The sequence below is a fragment of the Aeromonas sp. FDAARGOS 1415 genome (assembly GCF_019048365.1).
GTDB lineage: Bacteria > Pseudomonadota > Gammaproteobacteria > Enterobacterales > Aeromonadaceae > Aeromonas > Aeromonas taiwanensis.
The window spans coordinates 3681595-3698239 of the sequence record NZ_CP077363.1 but is presented as its reverse complement, the minus strand read 5'-3'; the positions used below and the strand labels follow the sequence as shown (position 1 = coordinate 3698239).

At 65.1% G+C, this 16645-nt stretch carries 16 protein-coding genes and 7 tRNA genes; 19 read left to right on the top strand and 4 right to left on the bottom strand.

The window, feature by feature from the left end:
* Positions 1 to 57: 57 nt before the first annotated feature.
* Both I6L45_RS17290 and I6L45_RS17285 read left to right on the top strand, forming a co-directional pair.
* Positions 58 to 390 carry a YnfA family protein gene (locus I6L45_RS17290; protein ID WP_043760223.1) on the top strand — a complete coding sequence of 111 codons (333 nt, stop codon included), beginning with the start codon at positions 58 to 60 and terminating at the stop codon, positions 388 to 390.
* A gap of 33 nt (positions 391 to 423) precedes the next feature.
* Positions 424 to 900: a GNAT family N-acetyltransferase gene (locus tag I6L45_RS17285; RefSeq protein WP_216982742.1), complete on the top strand. Its 477-nt coding sequence runs from the start codon at positions 424 to 426 to the stop codon at positions 898 to 900.
* A 111-nt stretch (positions 901 to 1011) separates the two neighbouring features.
* Here the strand turns inward: I6L45_RS17285 and I6L45_RS17280 are convergent, their stop codons facing one another.
* Both I6L45_RS17280 and I6L45_RS17275 read right to left on the bottom strand, forming a co-directional pair.
* A complete protein-coding gene (locus tag I6L45_RS17280) occupies positions 1012 to 2409 on the bottom strand; it encodes a DEAD/DEAH box helicase (RefSeq protein WP_216982741.1) in 1398 nt (465 codons plus the stop codon).
* A 266-nt stretch (positions 2410 to 2675) separates the two neighbouring features.
* Positions 2676 to 3152: a glutathione peroxidase gene (locus tag I6L45_RS17275; protein WP_216982740.1), complete on the bottom strand. Its 477-nt coding sequence runs from the start codon at positions 3150 to 3152 to the stop codon at positions 2676 to 2678.
* A gap of 206 nt (positions 3153 to 3358) precedes the next feature.
* On the opposite strand from I6L45_RS17275, the gene I6L45_RS17270 reads away from it, so the two are divergent.
* The 4 genes from I6L45_RS17270 (at position 3359) to I6L45_RS17255 (ending at position 7187) form a co-directional block, all read left to right on the top strand.
* On the top strand, positions 3359 to 3967 hold the full coding sequence (locus I6L45_RS17270; RefSeq protein WP_216982739.1) for a 2OG-Fe(II) oxygenase: 609 nt from the start codon (positions 3359 to 3361) through the stop codon (positions 3965 to 3967).
* A gap of 252 nt (positions 3968 to 4219) precedes the next feature.
* On the top strand, positions 4220 to 5209 hold the full coding sequence (locus I6L45_RS17265) for a D-alanine--D-alanine ligase (RefSeq protein ID WP_216982738.1): 990 nt from the start codon (positions 4220 to 4222) through the stop codon (positions 5207 to 5209).
* A gap of 194 nt (positions 5210 to 5403) precedes the next feature.
* Complete coding sequence (locus tag I6L45_RS17260; protein WP_216982737.1) at positions 5404 to 6153, top strand: tRNA-uridine aminocarboxypropyltransferase; 750 nt, start codon at positions 5404 to 5406, stop codon at positions 6151 to 6153.
* Positions 6154 to 6407: 254 nt separating this feature from the next.
* Positions 6408 to 7187, top strand: a complete 780-nt coding sequence (locus I6L45_RS17255; RefSeq protein ID WP_043760237.1) for a TSUP family transporter — start codon at positions 6408 to 6410, stop codon at positions 7185 to 7187.
* A 54-nt stretch (positions 7188 to 7241) separates the two neighbouring features.
* Here the strand turns inward: I6L45_RS17255 and I6L45_RS17250 are convergent, their stop codons facing one another.
* A complete protein-coding gene (locus I6L45_RS17250; RefSeq protein WP_216982736.1) occupies positions 7242 to 8105 on the bottom strand; it encodes a LysR family transcriptional regulator in 864 nt (287 codons plus the stop codon).
* 52 nt (positions 8106 to 8157) lie between these two features.
* The gene (locus I6L45_RS17245) at positions 8158 to 9075 is read right to left on the bottom strand and encodes a DMT family transporter (protein ID WP_134696258.1); all 918 of its coding nucleotides are present in this window, start codon (positions 9073 to 9075) and stop codon (positions 8158 to 8160) included.
* A gap of 211 nt (positions 9076 to 9286) precedes the next feature.
* Between I6L45_RS17245 and I6L45_RS17240 the strand changes: the two genes are divergently transcribed.
* From I6L45_RS17240 to yjjG, 13 genes are all read left to right on the top strand, one after another.
* Entirely contained in the window at positions 9287 to 10174 is an 888-nt protein-coding gene (locus I6L45_RS17240) for a helix-turn-helix domain-containing protein (RefSeq protein ID WP_216982735.1), read from the top strand.
* Between the two features lie 62 nt (positions 10175 to 10236).
* The gene (locus tag I6L45_RS20145) at positions 10237 to 10359 is read left to right on the top strand and encodes a hypothetical protein (protein ID WP_268749066.1); all 123 of its coding nucleotides are present in this window, start codon (positions 10237 to 10239) and stop codon (positions 10357 to 10359) included.
* 76 nt (positions 10360 to 10435) lie between these two features.
* Positions 10436 to 12070, top strand: coding sequence for an ATP-dependent endonuclease (locus I6L45_RS17235; protein ID WP_134696256.1), 1635 nt, complete (start codon positions 10436 to 10438; stop codon positions 12068 to 12070).
* Positions 12071 to 12173: 103 nt separating this feature from the next.
* A complete protein-coding gene (locus I6L45_RS17230; RefSeq protein ID WP_216982734.1) occupies positions 12174 to 12893 on the top strand; it encodes a hypothetical protein in 720 nt (239 codons plus the stop codon).
* A gap of 265 nt (positions 12894 to 13158) precedes the next feature.
* Positions 13159 to 13235 (top strand) — tRNA-Met (locus I6L45_RS17225).
* Positions 13236 to 13331: 96 nt separating this feature from the next.
* Positions 13332 to 13408, top strand: a tRNA-Met gene (locus tag I6L45_RS17220).
* A 97-nt stretch (positions 13409 to 13505) separates the two neighbouring features.
* Positions 13506 to 13582 (top strand) — tRNA-Met (locus tag I6L45_RS17215).
* Between the two features lie 97 nt (positions 13583 to 13679).
* A tRNA-Met gene (locus I6L45_RS17210) sits at positions 13680 to 13756 on the top strand.
* A 95-nt stretch (positions 13757 to 13851) separates the two neighbouring features.
* Positions 13852 to 13928 (top strand) — tRNA-Met (locus I6L45_RS17205).
* Between the two features lie 97 nt (positions 13929 to 14025).
* Positions 14026 to 14102 (top strand) — tRNA-Met (locus tag I6L45_RS17200).
* A 95-nt stretch (positions 14103 to 14197) separates the two neighbouring features.
* Positions 14198 to 14274: transfer RNA gene (locus tag I6L45_RS17195), tRNA-Met, on the top strand.
* Between the two features lie 143 nt (positions 14275 to 14417).
* The gene (locus I6L45_RS17190) at positions 14418 to 15902 is read left to right on the top strand and encodes a leucyl aminopeptidase family protein (protein WP_216982733.1); all 1485 of its coding nucleotides are present in this window, start codon (positions 14418 to 14420) and stop codon (positions 15900 to 15902) included.
* Between the two features lie 29 nt (positions 15903 to 15931).
* The gene (gene yjjG / locus I6L45_RS17185) at positions 15932 to 16612 is read left to right on the top strand and encodes a pyrimidine 5'-nucleotidase (RefSeq protein ID WP_216982732.1); all 681 of its coding nucleotides are present in this window, start codon (positions 15932 to 15934) and stop codon (positions 16610 to 16612) included.
* The last annotated feature ends 33 nt before the right edge of the window (positions 16613 to 16645 follow it).

The window sequence follows — 16645 nt, the reverse complement described above, 5'->3', positions numbered from 1 at the left end:
ACCTGGTCCGGCGATTTGGCTTACCATTGCCGTTTTTACCGGGAAACGGGGTAGTCGATGCTCGAGTTGAAAACCATGGGGTTGTTTCTGGTGACGGCGCTGGCCGAGATCCTGGGGTGCTATCTGCCCTATCTCTGGCTCACCCAGGGACGCAGCGCCTGGCTGCTGTTACCGGCGGGTGTCAGCCTGGCCCTGTTCGCCTGGTTGCTCTCCCTGCACCCGACCGCCGCCGGTCGCGTCTATGCCGCCTATGGCGGCGTCTATATCTTCGTGGCCATCCTCTGGCTCTGGCTGGTGGATGGCATCAGACCCACGTTGTGGGACTGGGTGGGATCGGGTGTTGCCCTGACGGGCATGGCCATCATCATGTTCGCTCCCCGCGAGGCGTGAGATGACGTAGCCCCAGTGTCAAGGAGAAGGACGATGACGGTGATCAGGGTCTGTACCCCTCAGGATGTGGCCGGTCTGCTGGCCCTCTATCGTGAATTGCGTCCCCGGGATCCACCGCTGGCACCGGAACCCGCCCGCTCAGCCCTGACGGCGGTGCTGGCGCAACCACACCTGCGGATCCTGGTGGCGGAGGTGGATGGCCAGCTGGCCGCCACCTGCCAGCTTGGCGTGATTGCGACCCTGACCAACGGTGGCAGGCCGTTCGGCATCATCGAGCACGTGGTCACGGCAGCGCGCTTTCGGCGCCAGGGCCTGAGCCAGAGGGTGCTTGAGCAGGCGCTGACCCTGGCCTGGGAGCTGGATTGCTACAAGGTGATGCTGCTGTCGGGGGAGGGGCGCGAAGGGGCTCACCGTCTGTATGAAAAGCTGGGCTTCAAGGCCGGTATCGAGAGAGGGTTTGTCATCAAACAGGTCGATGCCATGGCCGCCGGGCCGGTTTCGGGCGAGTAGCCCATTGAGTGAACACCGGATGAGAGGAACAGAGACGCCGACAAGGGATGCCCAGATCCAGTAAAAAACCGCCCGAGGGCGGTTTTTTCATGATGGCGTCGGTGCGCTGGCTCACTCCTCGTTGGAGTTGTCCTGATAGTCGCCCCGCTGGGCCTTGGGCAGGCGGCGCATGGGGGCAAAACCGATGTCCTCGCCCACCACTTCCCGCTTGCGGGACTTGTTTTGAGGAGGCTGGGCCGGCTTCTTGGCGCCATCCCCCTTGCCTTTGCCGGCGGCGGGCTTGCCCTTGCCACCCTTGGCATTGGCGGCGCCACGGGCGCGGGGCGGGTTTTGCACCGGCTTGCTGCCGGGCAGGGTCTGGCGGCTCGGCTTGCCGCTCGGCTCGTACCCTTCCATGATCTCGACGGAGAGGGATTGGCCGATCAGTGCCTCGATGGCCTTGAGCTGACCGAGCTCGTCCTGGCTCACCAGGGAGATGGCCTCACCGCCGCGCCCGGCGCGGCCGGTACGGCCGATGCGGTGGATGTAATCCTCCGCCATCTGGGGCAGCTCGAAGTTGATCACGTGGGGCAGCTGATCGATATCCAAGCCCCGGGCGGCGATGTCGGTGGCAACCAGCACCCGCACCTTGCCTTCACGGAAATCGGCCAGCGCCCGGTTGCGGGCCCCCTGGCTCTTGTCGCCGTGGATGGCGACGGTGTCCAGACCGTCTTTTTGCATCTGCTGGGCGAGCCTGTCGGCAATCTGCTTGGTGCGCACGAACACCAGCACCCGCTGCCAGTTGCCACGGCCGATCATGTGGGAGAGCATCTCCCGGCGGCGTTCCCGATCGACCTGGATGATGCGCTGGGTCACCTGCTCGGCGGCGGTGTTGCTGGGATCCACCTCGATGAGGGTGGGATCCTTGAGCAGATCGTCCGCCAGCGCCTTGATGTCATTGGAGAAGGTGGCGGAGAAGAGCAGGGTCTGACGCTCGTCCGGCAGCGCCTTCATGATGCGGCGGATATCGGTGATGAAGCCCATGTCGAGCATGCGATCCGCTTCATCCAGCACCAGCAGCTCCAGGGCGCTCAGGGTCAGAGCCCCCTGGGTCAGCAGATCCAGCAGGCGGCCCGGGGTGGCGACCAGGATGTCGACCCCGAGCTTGATGGCGTCCAGGTTCGGCTTGATGCTGACGCCGCCATAGGCGATCAGGGTGCGAAACGGCAGGTGGTGGGCGTACTTGATGATGCTCTCGCCCACCTGGGCGGCCAGCTCCCGGGTCGGGGTCAGCACCAGGGCGCGCACCTGGCGGCGGCCGCCACGGCCGTGGTTGGCCAGCAGACGATGGAGCATGGGCAGGGTGAAACCGGCCGTCTTGCCTGTGCCTGTCTGGGCGCCGCCCAGCACGTCCTGCCCGGCCAGGATGGCGGGAATGGCTTGCTGCTGGATGGGGGTGGGCTCTTCATAACCCAGCTCCTTGACGGCCCGCAGGATGTGCGGGGACAGACCCAGTTCATTGAATGACATCTTCGAGGGACACTCCGAGCCTTGGGCTCAACGGGTGACGACGGCCTTGGCCCGTCACGGCATGAAAATTAAGGTGGGTCGCAGGGGAAGGGCTGGGCCCGTCCGGCGGGGCGACCACACAAGAGACAGTGGGCGCGTAATATAGCAGAAGCGAGGCGCACGCGCAGTAGCGGCGTCACAGATGGGCACGGCAGGGTGTGCGTCGTCATGGGGAGGGTGGGGGTTGGAGAGGCGGTTCACGCCCTCGGACAGCCCCCGGCAAGGGGTCAGAGCAGCGCCTCTATGGCCTGCACCAGATCCTCCGGCTTGGTCTGGGGGGCGAAGCGGTCCGCCACCCGACCCTCCCGGTCGATGAGAAACTTGGTGAAGTTCCACTTGATGGCCTCGCTGCCGAGCAGGCCGGGCTTTTGCTGCTTGAGCCAGCGATAGAAGGGGTGGGCCTGGGCACCGTTGACCTCGCACTTGGCCATCAGGGGGAAGCTGACAGGATAGTCGATGGCGCAGAAGCGGGCGATCTCCTCGGCATCCCCCGGCTCCTGGTGGCCGAACTGATCGCAGGGAAAGCCCAGGATCTCGAACCCTTGCTGGCCGAACTGGCGATAGAGGGCCTCAAGCCCGGTGTATTGGGGGGTGAACCCGCAGCGGCTGGCCACGTTGACCACCAGCACAACTCGGCCCTGCAGATCGCCGGTGGAGCAGGTCGTGCCGTCGAGGCGCTGCAGGGGGATAAGGGGCAAGGGCATGGCACTCTCCTGAGATGGACGACAAGGTGCCCCGTGGGGCTCTCCCAGCACGTTAGCGGGCCCGGAGCCGGGGAGCAAGGGGAAGAAAGGGGCGGCGGGCGGCGGGTCGTATTGATGGCGGGACTTCTCAGGAGAAGCAATCCGGTTTGTGCCGGTGAGCCGAAGTCGCTAAAAAGCGCACTCTCTTCCCTCGCTGCGAGCCTATCTTGGACTATCAAGCCGTCATGGATGCCATTTACACCCGGGGATGGGTGATAGTGGACGATTTTTTAACCGCCGCCGAGGTGGATGCCCTCAAGGCCTGTCTGCCGGACGAGTGGCGACCGGCGGGGATCGGCCGCGAGACCCTGCACCAGGACAACCGCGACATTCGCCGGGATCAGATCCACTGGCTGGACGCCTCCCTCGGCGCGCCGGTGGCGGATTACCTGGCGCGCATGGAGTCCCTGCGCCTGGCGGCGAACCGCAGCCTGATGCTGGGGCTGTTCGACTACGAGGCGCACTTCGCCCGCTACCGGCGCGGCGACTTCTATGCCACCCACCGCGACGCCTTCGCCGGGCGATCCAACCGTCGCCTCACCTCGGTGTTCTATCTCAACAACGACTGGCAACCAGAAGCGGGGGGACTATTGCGGGTCTATGGCGACGACGAGCAGTTCTTGATGGACGTCTCTCCCAAGGGGGGGCGGCTGGTATTGTTCCTGTCGGAGGAGTTTCCCCACGAGGTGCTGCCTGCGAGCGAGGAGCGTTACAGCATCGCCGGCTGGTTTAGGGTCAACGGCAATGGCGCCGGGCGGGTCGATCCGCCCCGCTGAGCGCATTTCGTCCAGTATCTGACACAGGCGGACACTTTTACGGGTCAGGAGGGGGGAAGGGCGGACCCATCGGCTGACAAGGCTTCCCCTCCCTTGCTACACTGCCCGCACTTATGTTCGTTTCCGGCTTCGTCCTGTGATGGGAACATGCTCGCACCTCCCTCTGCGCTCGCAGGGGGAGGGTGAACAGGCTCTTCGGTTGGTTTTTTACAGGGTGATGACGAAGCCGCTTCTCCCAAGGGATCACATCTAATGAAGAACATGCATGTCTTGCTGCTGTGCGGCGGCGGTGGCTCCGAGCACGAAGTGTCTCTGCGCAGCGCCAATTTCCTCGAAAAACAGCTGGGGCTCCTGCCCGGTGTGGAAGTGACCCGGGTCGAGATGTTCGCCGATCGCTGGCTCTCCGCCGATGGTCGCGAGTGCAAGCTGGGGCTGGACAAGCTGCTCTCCTTCGACAGCGTGGCCCGTCCGGTGGACTACGTGGTGCCCTGCATCCACGGCTACCCGGGTGAGACAGGGGATCTGCAATCTTTCCTCGAGCTGGCGGGCCTGCCCTACCTCGGCTGCGACGCCGAGGCGAGCAAGATCTGCTTCAACAAGATCAGCACCAAGCTGTGGCTCTCCGCCATCGGCATTCCCAACACCCCCTATCTGTTCCTGACCGAGCAGAACGAGGAGGCGGTGAACGAGGCGAAGGCGGCCCTGGCCAAGTGGGGCAAGGTATTCATCAAGGCGGCTTCCCAGGGCTCCTCTGTGGGCTGCTACTCCGCCAGCAACGAGGCCGATCTGGTGCAGGGGATCAAGGATGCCTTCGGCTACTCCGAGCAGGTGCTGATCGAGAAAGCGGTCAAGCCCCGCGAGCTGGAAGTGGCGGTCTACCAGTACGGTGACGAGCTGGTGGCCACCTATCCCGGGGAGATCTGCGTGCCCCAGGACAAGTTCTACACCTATGAAGAGAAGTACAGCAGCGCCAGCCACACCGAGACCGCGCTCAAGGCCGAGGGGCTGACCCAGGCCCAGGCCGATGCCATCCACGAGTATGCCTTGAAGGCGTTCCGTCAGCTCAAGCTGACCCATCTGTCGCGCATCGACTTCTTCCTGACCGAAGAGGGGGAGATCCTGCTCAACGAGATCAATACCTTCCCGGGCATGACCTCCATCTCCATGTTCCCGAAGCTGCTGGAGCATCACGGCCACAACTTTGCCGACTACCTGGAGCGGATCCTGCGCAAGGCAGTCTGACGCCGGGGCCAGATCCGGTTGCAGCGCATTGTCAGAAGGGGCCTCAAGGCCCCTTTTTCATGGGGATGCCGCGGCAGGTGCCGGGTGAGGGAAGGGGAGCCGTGTGCCCCTCGGCAAGCCTTGCCGCAGGCTGCGACCGCCGTTACAATCTGCCCCCTTTTATTTCGCCACAGGCGCCGCCAGAGCCGCGTTCCATGAAGCCCATTCCCGATCACGCCGTCAATCGCCTGCGCCTGTGGCGCAAGAGCGTCTCGACCCGCCCCTTCCTTGCCCGTGGCGGCAGCGTGCCGCGCTGCGACGCCTGCCAGCTGCGCCACGACTGGTGTGCCTGCGACTGGCGCCCCGCCCTCAAGGCGAAGGCCGGTTTCTGCCTGATGATGTATGACAGCGAGCCCATGAAGCCCTCCAACACCGGGCGCCTCATCGCCGACGTGCTGCCGGACACCACCTGGGCGTTTCTCTGGTCGCGTACCGAGCCTCATCCCGAGCTGCTGGCGCTGCTGGCGGATCCCGCCTGGCAGCCCTACGTGGTCTTCCCCGCCTGCGAAAAGGAGCCGACCCGTCTGACCTCGGTGGTGACACCGGTTCCGGGCAAGAAGCCGCTCTTCATCCTGCTGGACGGCACCTGGCCCGAGGCGCGCAAGATGTTCAACAAGAGCCCCTACCTTGACGGCTTCCCGGTGCTCGCCATCAAGCCCGATGCGCTCTCCACCTACGGCATGCGGGTCGCCCACAGCGACGAGCACCTGTGCACCGCCGAGGTGGCGGCCTGCGTGCTGGAGGTGGCGGGGGAGCTGCAGGCCGGTCAGGCGTTGCAGCTCTGGTTCAATCTTTTCAGCAGCCGCTACATGGCGGGCCGGGTCAGCCGGGCCCCCGGCGAGGATGAGACACCGCTGCTGCAGGGGCTGGAGGCCATCAAGAGGCCGGCTGCGGCGCTGGATTAACCCTCTTCAGCAGCCGCTACATGGCGGGCCGGGTCAGCCGTGCCCCCGGCGAGGATGAGACACCGCTGCTGCAAGGGCTGGAGGCCATCAAGGAGCAGGCAGTCTCTTGTACTTGATTGATGAAAATAAGGAATCGATTGGCTGCCACTGTTTCGTTGGCCTCATGAGCCCGCGGTCGCTAGGATAGCGTCCTGCATTGTGCTCATACAGGGCCCCGGCGTGGTTGCGGGCGGCCCATCACACGAGGTCTATGGATGGAACTGGAACTGTTCACCCTGGTCGCCCTGTTCGGGGTGGCCCTCATCGCCGGCTTTATCGACGCCATCGCCGGGGGCGGCGGTCTCCTGACCGTGCCGGCCCTGCTCGCGACCGGCATGCCGCCGGCCCTGGTGCTCGGCACCAACAAGCTGCAGAGCAGCTTCGGCTCCTTCTCCGCCACCTGGTTCTATGCCCGCAAGGGGCTGCTGGAGTGGGCCATCATCTGGCCTGCGGTCATCTGCACCTTCATCGGCGCGGCCATCGGCACCCTGGCGGTACAGACCATAGATGCCGCCATCCTGGAGCGGTTGCTCCCCTTCCTGCTGATGGCCTTCGCCTGCTACTTCTACTTCTCCCCCCGGGTGAGCGATGCGGAGAGCCAGCGCCGCCTCACGCCCATGGCGTTCGCCCTGCTGGTGGGCGGGGGTGTGGGCTTTTATGACGGCTTCTTCGGGCCGGGCACAGGGTCGTTTTTTGCCATCGGCTTCGTGGCCCTGGCGGGCTTTGGCATGGCGCGGGCTACCGCTCACACCAAGCTGCTCAACTTCACCTCCAACATCGCCTCCCTGCTGTTCTTCACCCTGGGGGGCAAGGTGGTGTGGAGTGTGGGCCTGTGCATGGCGATGGGGCAGTTCATCGGGGCGCGCATGGGTTCCAAGCTGGTGCTCAAGAAGGGGGTGAAGCTCATCAAGCCGCTGCTGGTGACCGTCTCCCTCCTGATGTCTGCCAAGCTGGTGTGGAGCCAGTATCCCGAGCTCTTTGCCTGGCTGGGCTGAACCTGACACCCGAAATGACGAGGGCCCGATCCGCTGGATCGGGCCCTCTTGTTTTCAGCCCTGAGCCGTCAGCTGCCGGAAATGGGCCTGCAGGGCCTGGACCAGGCGGGCAATGCGATCGCGCTTGAGGCTGTTTGGCCGATAGACCAGGTGGAGCGGGCGCCCCAGCCCCGGCAGGGGGCGGGCCCGTGTCCCTTGCTCGCCCACCAGGGCCAGCAGGCCTGCGGGCAGCAGCACGGGGCCAATGCCCGCCTTGGCCAGCTCGATTAGCGCCAGGTAGGAGTCGAGCTCCATGGCCGGCGTCAGGCCGAGGGCCGCCAGCGGCTCGCGCAGGTAGCGGTTGGAGGGGTTCTCCAGATCCATGGTCAGTATCCTGCGCTCCCCCTCCTGGTCCCCGGTTCTCACTTCCCCCTGATCATCGCCCACCAGATAGAAGGGCTCCTCCAGCAGTCGTTCGGTGCACAGGCCGTGCCCCGGCGGCAGGCGCCCGGCGCAGATGCCGAGCAGGGCGTCACCGCCGCGCACCCGGGCCAGGATCACCGGCGTGTGGTGGGTGGAGAGGGCGATATGGGGATCCTGCTGCAGGTAGTCGTGCATGAAGCGGGCGAGGTAGCCCGCCAGCAGGGTCTCGGAGCAGGCGACGGGCAGGGGAGTCTGGTCGGTGAGGATCTGGCTGTCCGTCAGCACCCCCTTCATCTCGGCCAGGCTCGGGGCTACCCGGGTGAGCAGCTCCCTGGCCTGGGGAGTGAGGCGGGTGTGGCGCCCATCCGGCTCGACGAGCTTCTTGCCGAGGCGCTGCTCCAGCTGGGCAATGCGCTTGCTGACCGCCGACTGGCTGATATAGAGGCGGCTTGCGACCTTGGCCATGGTGCCCTCGCTCGCCAGCAGGCAGAGTGTTTCCAGCCCTTCCAGTAACATGCTCTCTCCCGTCCTCGTCTGTTGAAAGCGGTTACCTTAGGGGCTGGTGGCATCAGGGGCAAGTACCGTTTGTAGCCCGTGCCAGCGGCCAGCGCCACGCCTTGACGGGCGGGGCGAAGATCACCAGGTTGCCGATGAGGCTCACCACCACGCCGACGATGGAGACCGTCTGCCAGACGAAGCCTTCATAGAAGGTGGAGAGGGTCAGCGCCACCAGGGGGAAGAGCACGGTGGCGTAGGCCGCCTTGCTGGGGCCGATGCGCCCCACCAGGGTGAGGTAGGCGGTGAAGGCGATGACGGAGCCGAAGATGGCCAGATAGACCATGGCCGCGAGGTAGCGAGGATCGGTGGGCAGCGTCAGGGACTGACCGAGTACCGTGACCCAGCCCAGCAGCAGCGCCACGCCGTAGACCATGCCCCAGGGCACCATCTGCAGCACGTGATAGCCCTGGCGCTGGCCCCGGGCCGAGACCAGGTTGCCCAGCGAGAAGCAGAGGGTGCCGGCGCAGGCAAACAGCAGCCCCTTCCAGCCGTTTGCACCGAGTTGCGCATCCACGAGCACGGGCCAGAACAGCAGCAGGGTGCCGAGGAGCCCCAGCAGGGAGCCTTGCAGCCAGCGTAAGCCGGGGCGCTTGCCCTCGAACAGCCAGAGGTTGAGGCCGTTGAAGATGCTGGCGCTGGCGAAGATCACCGCCGACATGCCACTCGGGATATAGAGGGTGGCGTGGTAGAAGCAGAGAAAATTGGTGGAGAAGAGCAGGGCACCGAGCAGGGCGGCGTAGCGTTGGCCGGCCCAGGGCAGGCGCGGGAACTTGCCGCTCACCGTGAGCAGGGCAAACAGGGCCAGCGCCGCCAGGGCGAAGCGGTAGAGCACCGAGACCTCGATGGGGATGGGGCCGAGTTGCCAGGCGATGGCAATCCAGGTGCTGCCCCAGATAAGGACGGTGGAGACATAGAGCATCAGGTTCATGGGGTGACCAACAAGCAGAAAGAGTGACGTGGGATCAGCATGGGCCGCCGGACGGCCGCTGGCTTGCACCATCTTGCGGTTTTTTCCAAGGAGGCGCAGCCTTTGACCATGAGGCGCGATAAGATGGCGACAGACGAGACGGGCGCAGGCCCGGGAGGACAGAGGGCAGCATTCCATGCAGCAGACAATGCCACAGCTCACGCAGCCGCTCATGCAGCAAACAAGGCTGGCGGGGGTATTTGACGCCCTGGTCAGCACCGGGGCCCGGCTGGAGGATTCCTGCTGGCTGGAGCCCGGGCTCGGGGTGGCCAGCTGGCGCAACCGCTACGATCAGACCCGCTATCACAAGCCGGGCCACCACACCATCAGCGTCTATCTGCAGGGGGGCGAGCAGACCGAACGCCTCGACGGTCCCGGGGGCCACGGCGGTGCCGGCAAGGTGTGCATCATGCCGGATCACCACAGATCCGAGTGGCTGGTGCGCGAGGAGTTTCGCTTCTTCCACCTCTATTTCACCCCGGTGCACCTCATCGGCATCGCCGAGCAGGTGTGCGACAAGGAGGGGCGTCACCTGCAGCTGGAAGACAAGACCTTCATCGACGATCCCCTGGCGGCAGCCCTGGTGCAGGGGCAACTGATGCAGCTCGACTGGCAGCACGGCGTGGATCGCATGGCGCTCTCCCACGGCGCCTGGATGCTGATGCTGCACGCCTACCGCCACCATACCCGGGAAGCCCCCGGCCTGCCGGAGGTGAGAGGGGGGCTCGCGCCCGCCGTGGTGCGGCGGGTGCAGGAGTATCTGGTGGCGCATCTGGCCGATCCGGTCTCCCTGGGGGATCTCGCCCGGGAGGCGGGCCTCAGCGAATATCACTTCGCCCGGATGTTTGGCCAGAGCCTGGGCTGCCCGCCTCATCGCTACCTGCTGGGGCTGCGGCTCAAACGGGCCAAGCAGCTGCTGGCGGGGAGCGACCCCTTGGCCAGCATCGCCGTGCAGTGCGGCTTCTCCTCCCAGGCCCACTTCGGCAATCGCTTCCGGGAGGCCTTCGGCCTGAGCCCGGGTCAATGGCGCGCCCAGCTGTCATTCTCCTGTCACAGATAACCCTGAGACTCTGGGCAAAAGAGGTGTACCCTCTGTCTCTCGTCCATTGAAAGGAAAGCCCATTGAATCATCGCAAACGTCAGATCCGTACCCGTCACCTCTGGTTCAGCCACTGGAATGCCCCCCAGGATCGCGCCAGCCTGCCCACGCCCCCCGAACCTCTCGTTCCTCACAGTTCCCGCTGAAAACGCCCCGTCCCGGTAGGATTTTTCCGGCAACTTTGCCACTATTGCGCCATCAGGATGGACTGGATATGGCCGCATGTTTCTGGAACGCATCGAAGTCAAAGGTTTTCGCGGAATAAATCGCCTCTCTCTCGGGCTGGACAACACCACTGTGCTCATCGGCGAAAACGCCTGGGGCAAGTCCAGCCTGCTGCGGGCCCTCTGGTGTCTGCTGGGGGATGCCGAGCCCTATCAATTCGGTCACGATGACTTCCATCAGCCCGAGGATCCCGAGCTGGCCCCGGCGCGCACTCTGCAACTGGTGCTCACCTTCAGTGAATACCGTCCCCAGATGTGCCAGCACTCCCGCCGTCTGGCGCGGCTCGGGGCAGCCTGGATCCCCCACAAGGACAAGTTCCACCGGGTGCACTATCGCGCCAGCGCCGAGCTGCAGGACGATGGCAGCGTGCTTACCACCCACGATTTTCTCGACGGTATCGGCAAGAGCTTGGCCCTGGACAACAACGACGAGCTGGTGCGCCTGCTCATCACCATGAACCCGGTATTCCGGTTGCGGGACGCCCGTACCGCCCGCGAGGGGGTCGAGCGGCTGCCCTGGGGAGATCTCTGCGAGCAGCGGCTGGGGGAGCTGGCCGGCAAGCTCACCGACGAGCCCCAGCGCATCGGGGAGCCCGAGCTCAAGGAGGCGCTGCAGGCGGTGCAGCAGTTGATGGAGCACTACTTCAGCGCCCTGGCACCCATCAAGCACAAGCCCCGCAGTCAGCGGGAGATCGTCAATCGCCCCATGACACTGCGCAATCCCGGCAACCTGCAGGTGCTGCTGCGCAACGCAGACAACCGGGCGCTGCAACTGGCCATGGCGGGCATGGCCGCCATGCTGCTCCACGCCCGGGGCAACCGGGAGCTGGAGGAGGGGGCCAGACCCATACTGATGCTGGAAGACCCCGAGAGCCGCCTGCACCCCACCATGCTGGCCCTGGCCTGGGGGCTGCTCGAACAGCTGCCCGGCCAGAAGCTGCTCACCACCAACTCGGGGGACCTGCTCTCCTCCTTGCCCCTCAACCAGGTGCGCCGTCTGGTGCGCCGCCAGCAGGATATCCTCTGCCACCAGCTGGGGGGGGAGCGCTACAGCAGCGACGATCTGCGCAAAATTGCCTTCCACGTGCGGATCAACCGACCCATGTCGATGTTCGCCCGTTGCTGGCTGCTGGTGGAAGGGGAGACGGAGATCTGGCTGCTCTCCGAGCTCGCCCAGATCTGCGGCTACAGCCTGCGGGCCGAAGGGGTGCGCATCATCGAGTTCGCCCAGTGCGGCCAGGCCCCCCTCATCAAGGTGGCCCGGGACTTCGGAATAGAGTGGCACCTGCTCACTGACGGTGACGAGGCGGGGGCCAAGTATGCAAGCTCCGCCCGCTCCCTGCTCAAGGGGGAGCGCGAGCGGGACCGGCTGACTCAGCTGCCGGCGGCGGACATAGAGCACTACCTCTACCAGAACGGGTTCGAGGGGGTGTTCCGGCGCGAGGCCGGGGTGGGCGGGCGCTCCACCCTGAACGCCGGGCGCATCATCGCCAAGGCCATCCACCATCGCAGCAAGCCCGGCATGGCTCTGGCGGTGGTGGAGGAGGCGGAGCGCCTCGGTGGTGAGCACATCCCGCCGGTGCTGCGTCAGATGTTCGCCCGGGTGGTCGCACTGGCCCGCGGGCAAAGCTGAGCCCACGGCGTTGGGAACCGGGGGGAGTTTGGATATACTCCCTGCCTCTTAACACGTGACGGGCGCCACCTGCGCCCGGATCCAGACAGTTCCCGGAGACCCTATGTTCGTCCAACTTCCTTTTTGGCTCTTCCCCCTGACCGGGCTGATGGCCCTGGGTGCCCTGATCGCCCTCGGGATCGTCCTGTGGCGCGGCGACCTCTGCCCGGGTCAGCGCTCGCGGATCACCACCCAGATCTTCTCCGTCTGGGTCATCACCGGGCTTTCCCTGATGCTGGCGGTGGAGGCCAAGGTGACGGGGTGGGTGATCTGGAGCGGGGGCGCGGCCCTGGTGCTGGGCATCGCGCTGTCGATGGCCCAGTCCCGCCTCGAGGGCAAGCGCGCCATTTCCGCCCGCCTGCTGTGGCTGCCCGCCCTGCCGCTCGCCCTCTATGGGGTCGGTCTGCTGCAGATCCAGGGCTGGCTCGGTGGCCTGCTGCAGATGGTGTTGCTGGGGGCGGCCTTTGCCCACCTGATGCTGCTGCGCGCCCGCCATCGTCTGCAGGCCTTCAACCTGCTGCTGCCCCTGGCTGGCCTGGTGGCCGCCATCCTGAGTCTTATCTGGCTGGCGGTGCTGGTGGCCTGGCAGGGGAGCGGTGCTGGGCTGGATGCGCTGATCCCGGGGGTGCTGACCCAGGCCGGTCTGCTGGTCGCCGCCCTGCTGCTCTGGTTCAGCCCCCTCTACCGTCAGCAGGAGACGGCCCCCGTGGTGCTCTCCGTGACCCTGTGCGGCCTCATCATCGCCCAGATAGCGGCGACCAGCGTGCTGCACCAGCTGGCCTGAGCCCACGGATAGCAGAACCCGCGCAGAGCCCGCACCTCATGATGCGGGCTTTTTTATGGTCGGCGGGGGGAGTGAGGGCGGATTGGGGGCCCGTCTTTAGCAGGGGAAGGGGGCTGCAGGAGAGGGGGGAAGTGGCTAGTTGCCTGATAAAACTGCGATTTGTTGCAAAAGAAAACAGCATGTGACGGTTTAATCTTCGAATAAACTTTTTTTAGGATATTTACTTGCAATCTCAGCGTTGGCGCCTATTATGGGCGACCTCGGACGCGGGGTGGAGCAGCTCGGTAGCTCGTCGGGCTCATAACCCGAAGGTCGTCGGTTCAAATCCGGCCCCCGCAACCAACTATTTGTGTCCATGGCAAGCGCTAGCGCCTGCGGTGGAGACGAAGACAGCAAAAGGCAACTGCTCTGCTTTTTGTGGTGGCAATACAATTCGGACGCGGGGTGGAGCAGCTCGGTAGCTCGTCGGGCTCATAACCCGAAGGTCGTCGGTTCAAATCCGGCCCCCGCAACCAACTTATTTGTGTCCATGGCAAGGCAAACGCCTGGCGGTGGAGACGAAGACAGCAAGGGGCAACTGCTCTGTCTCTTGTGGTGGCAGTACAATTCGGACGCGGGGTGGAGCAGCTCGGTAGCTCGTCGGGCTCATAACCCGAAGGTCGTCGGTTCAAATCCGGCCCCCGCAACCAACTTATTTGTGTCCATGGCAAGGCAAACGCCTGGCGGTGGAGACGAAGACAGCAAGGGGCAACTGCTCTGTCTCTTGTGGTGGCAGTACAATTCGGACGCGGGGTGGAGCAGCTCGGTAGCTCGTCGGGCTCATAACCCGAAGGTCGTCGGTTCAAATCCGGCCCCCGCAACCAACTTATTTGTGTCCATGGCAGGCAATGCCGTGCGGTGGGGACGAAGACAACAAGGGACAACTGCTCTGTCTCTTGTGGTGGCAGTACAATTCGGACGCGGGGTGGAGCAGCTCGGTAGCTCGTCGGGCTCATAACCCGAAGGTCGTCGGTTCAAATCCGGCCCCCGCAACCAACTTATTTGTGTCCATGGCAAGGCAAACGCCTGGCGGTGGAGACGAAGACAGCAAGGGGCAACTGCTCTGTCTCTTGTGGTGGCAGTACAATTCGGACGCGGGGTGGAGCAGCTCGGTAGCTCGTCGGGCTCATAACCCGAAGGTCGTCGGTTCAAATCCGGCCCCCGCAACCAACTTATTTGTGTCCATGGCAGGCAATGCCGTGCGGTGGGGACGAAGACAACAAGGGACAACTGCTCTGTCTCTTGTGGTGGCAGTACAATTCGGACGCGGGGTGGAGCAGCTCGGTAGCTCGTCGGGCTCATAACCCGAAGGTCGTCGGTTCAAATCCGGCCCCCGCAACCATTTTCTCCTCTCTTTTCACTCGTTTTACCCCTTGTTCAGCACTCCTCAGCCTTGAATGCACACATTAATGTGTGTTTTTGCGATCTCTTGCGCCATTTGTTCGGTATCATCCTGGTTTCTGTTCATGGATGAGGCCGCTGCCCGTGATGCAACCTTTCAGCTATTCCCCCCCCAAGATAACCCTGCAGACCCGTACTCTCGACGAGGTGATGGCGAGCCCTGCTCCCGTCAAGATCCTGCTCATCGCCGAGACCGCGCGGGATGCCCTGCTGGCACAGGCCCCCTTCGCCGGGGTGGCGGCCCAGATAGCCCTGGGTCAGAAGGGGCCCTACCGGCTGGCAGACGGCCGGGGGGTGCAGCTGGTGATCTTCGCCGATCCGGCGCCCGTGCGGGATCACCGTCTCTACAAGCAGGTGCGCACCTGGGTGGCTTCCCTTTCGGGGCTCAAGACGACGGAGCTGGCGCTGCACCTGGAAGGTTTCGATGACGCCAGCAGGGCGCGCCTGGGAGAGCTGGTGATCGCCGCCCTGCTGGCGGCCGATGTGCGGCTACCGACCCAGAAGCGGGGGGAGGAGGAGGGCGCCGGCTACCAGAGCCTGCAGATCTCCCCGCCCTGGGATCTGGATCTGACCCGCCTGACGGCTGAGGCCGAGGGCAATGGCCTGGCCCGTCACCTGGCTGTGCTGCCTGCCTCCGAGCTCAATGCCCAAGGTTACCGGGCCTTTGTGCGACAGCTGGCACAGGAGCAGGGTTGGCAGTGGCAGGAGTTCGACGAGGCCACCCTTGCCGAGCAGGGGGCCGGCGCCTTCCTGGCGGTGGCCAGAGGCTCGGCGGATGGCCAGGCCGCCATCGTCAGACTCAGCTACTGTCCAGCCAATCCGGTGCGCCGCGTCGCGCTGGTGGGCAAGGGGATCTGCCACGACTCCGGTGGCTATAACCTGAAAGTCGGCGGCAGCATGTATGGCATGCACCTGGACATGGGGGGCAGCGCGGTGGCGCTCGGCACCCTCCATGCCATCAGCCGGGCCAGATTGCCCTATGAGGTAGACTGCTGGCTCGCCATCGCCGAGAACCACATAGGCCCGCTGGCCTACCGGCCCGGGGAGGTGGTGACCGCCCTCAATGGCACCACCATCGAAGTGGTGGACACCGACGCCGAGGGGCGCATGGTGCTGGCGGATGCCCTGACTCTGGCGGCGCAGGAAAAGCCGGATCTGCTGATCGACTACGCCACCCTGACCGGGGCCTGCAAGCGGGCGCTCGGCAGCCGCTACAGCGGTGCCTTCACCAATCGCCCCGAATGGCTGGGCAACCTGATCAGCCTGGGTCAGCAGAGCGGCGAGCGGGTCTGGCCCTTCCCGCTGGACGAGGATTACGACGACAACCTCGATAGCGAGTGGGCCGATCTGTTACAGTGCGCGCCGGGGAGCTCGCCGGATCACATCGATGCCGCCCGCTTCCTCAGCCGCTTCGTGCCTGCCGCCACGCCCTGGCTGCACCTGGATCTGAGCGGTTTTCGCAACAAGGGGGGCAACGGGGTGGTCGGCAGCGAGGTGACCGGATTTGGTGTCAGGCTGTCGCTGACCCTGCTCGCCAGCCCCCTGGGCATGAGCGAGCCAGACGCCTGATAAACCCCTGAGAATCAATAAGGACAAGCGTGAAACAAGCAAGCTATGACTGGGTGCTGTTCGATCTGGACGAAACCCTGCTCGATTTCCCGGTCGCCCAGGCCCTGGAGCGGACTCTGCAGATCTACGGCGTGGTGCCGACACCGCCCAGGATGGCGGAGTACCATGCCCTGAACCAGCGGTTGTGGCAGCAGTACAACTCGGGCGAAATCGACGCTACCCACCTGCAGCAGACCCGTTTCTCCCTGTTTGCGGAGCAGGTGGCGGCGTCCCCCATGGCGATGAACGACACCTTCCTGCAGCAGATCATCGCCCTGAGCGTCCCGCTGGAGGGGGTGGAAGAGACCCTGCAGGCCCTGAAGGGCCGGGTCAGGATGGGGATCATTACCAACGGCTTCAGCGTGCCCCAGCGCGGGCGCCTGGACAAACTGGGCTGGCATGCGTGGTTTGAGCCCCTCGTTATCTCCGACGAGGTGCAGGTGACCAAGCCGGCGGCGGCCATCTTCCAGCACGCGCTGGAGCTGATGGGGCAGCCGAGCCCGGCGCGGGTGCTGATGGTGGGGGACAACCCCAAGACCGACATCGCCGGTGCCGCGGCCCAGGGGCTCGCCACCTGCTGGTACAACCCGTCCCGGGAGGCGGGGCCCTGCGAGGCGACCCACGAGATCCACCACTTCGCCCACCTCTCGGAGATCGTGCTGGGGGCCTGAGCCCGGCCATGGGCACGCAGAGACAGGCAGAAA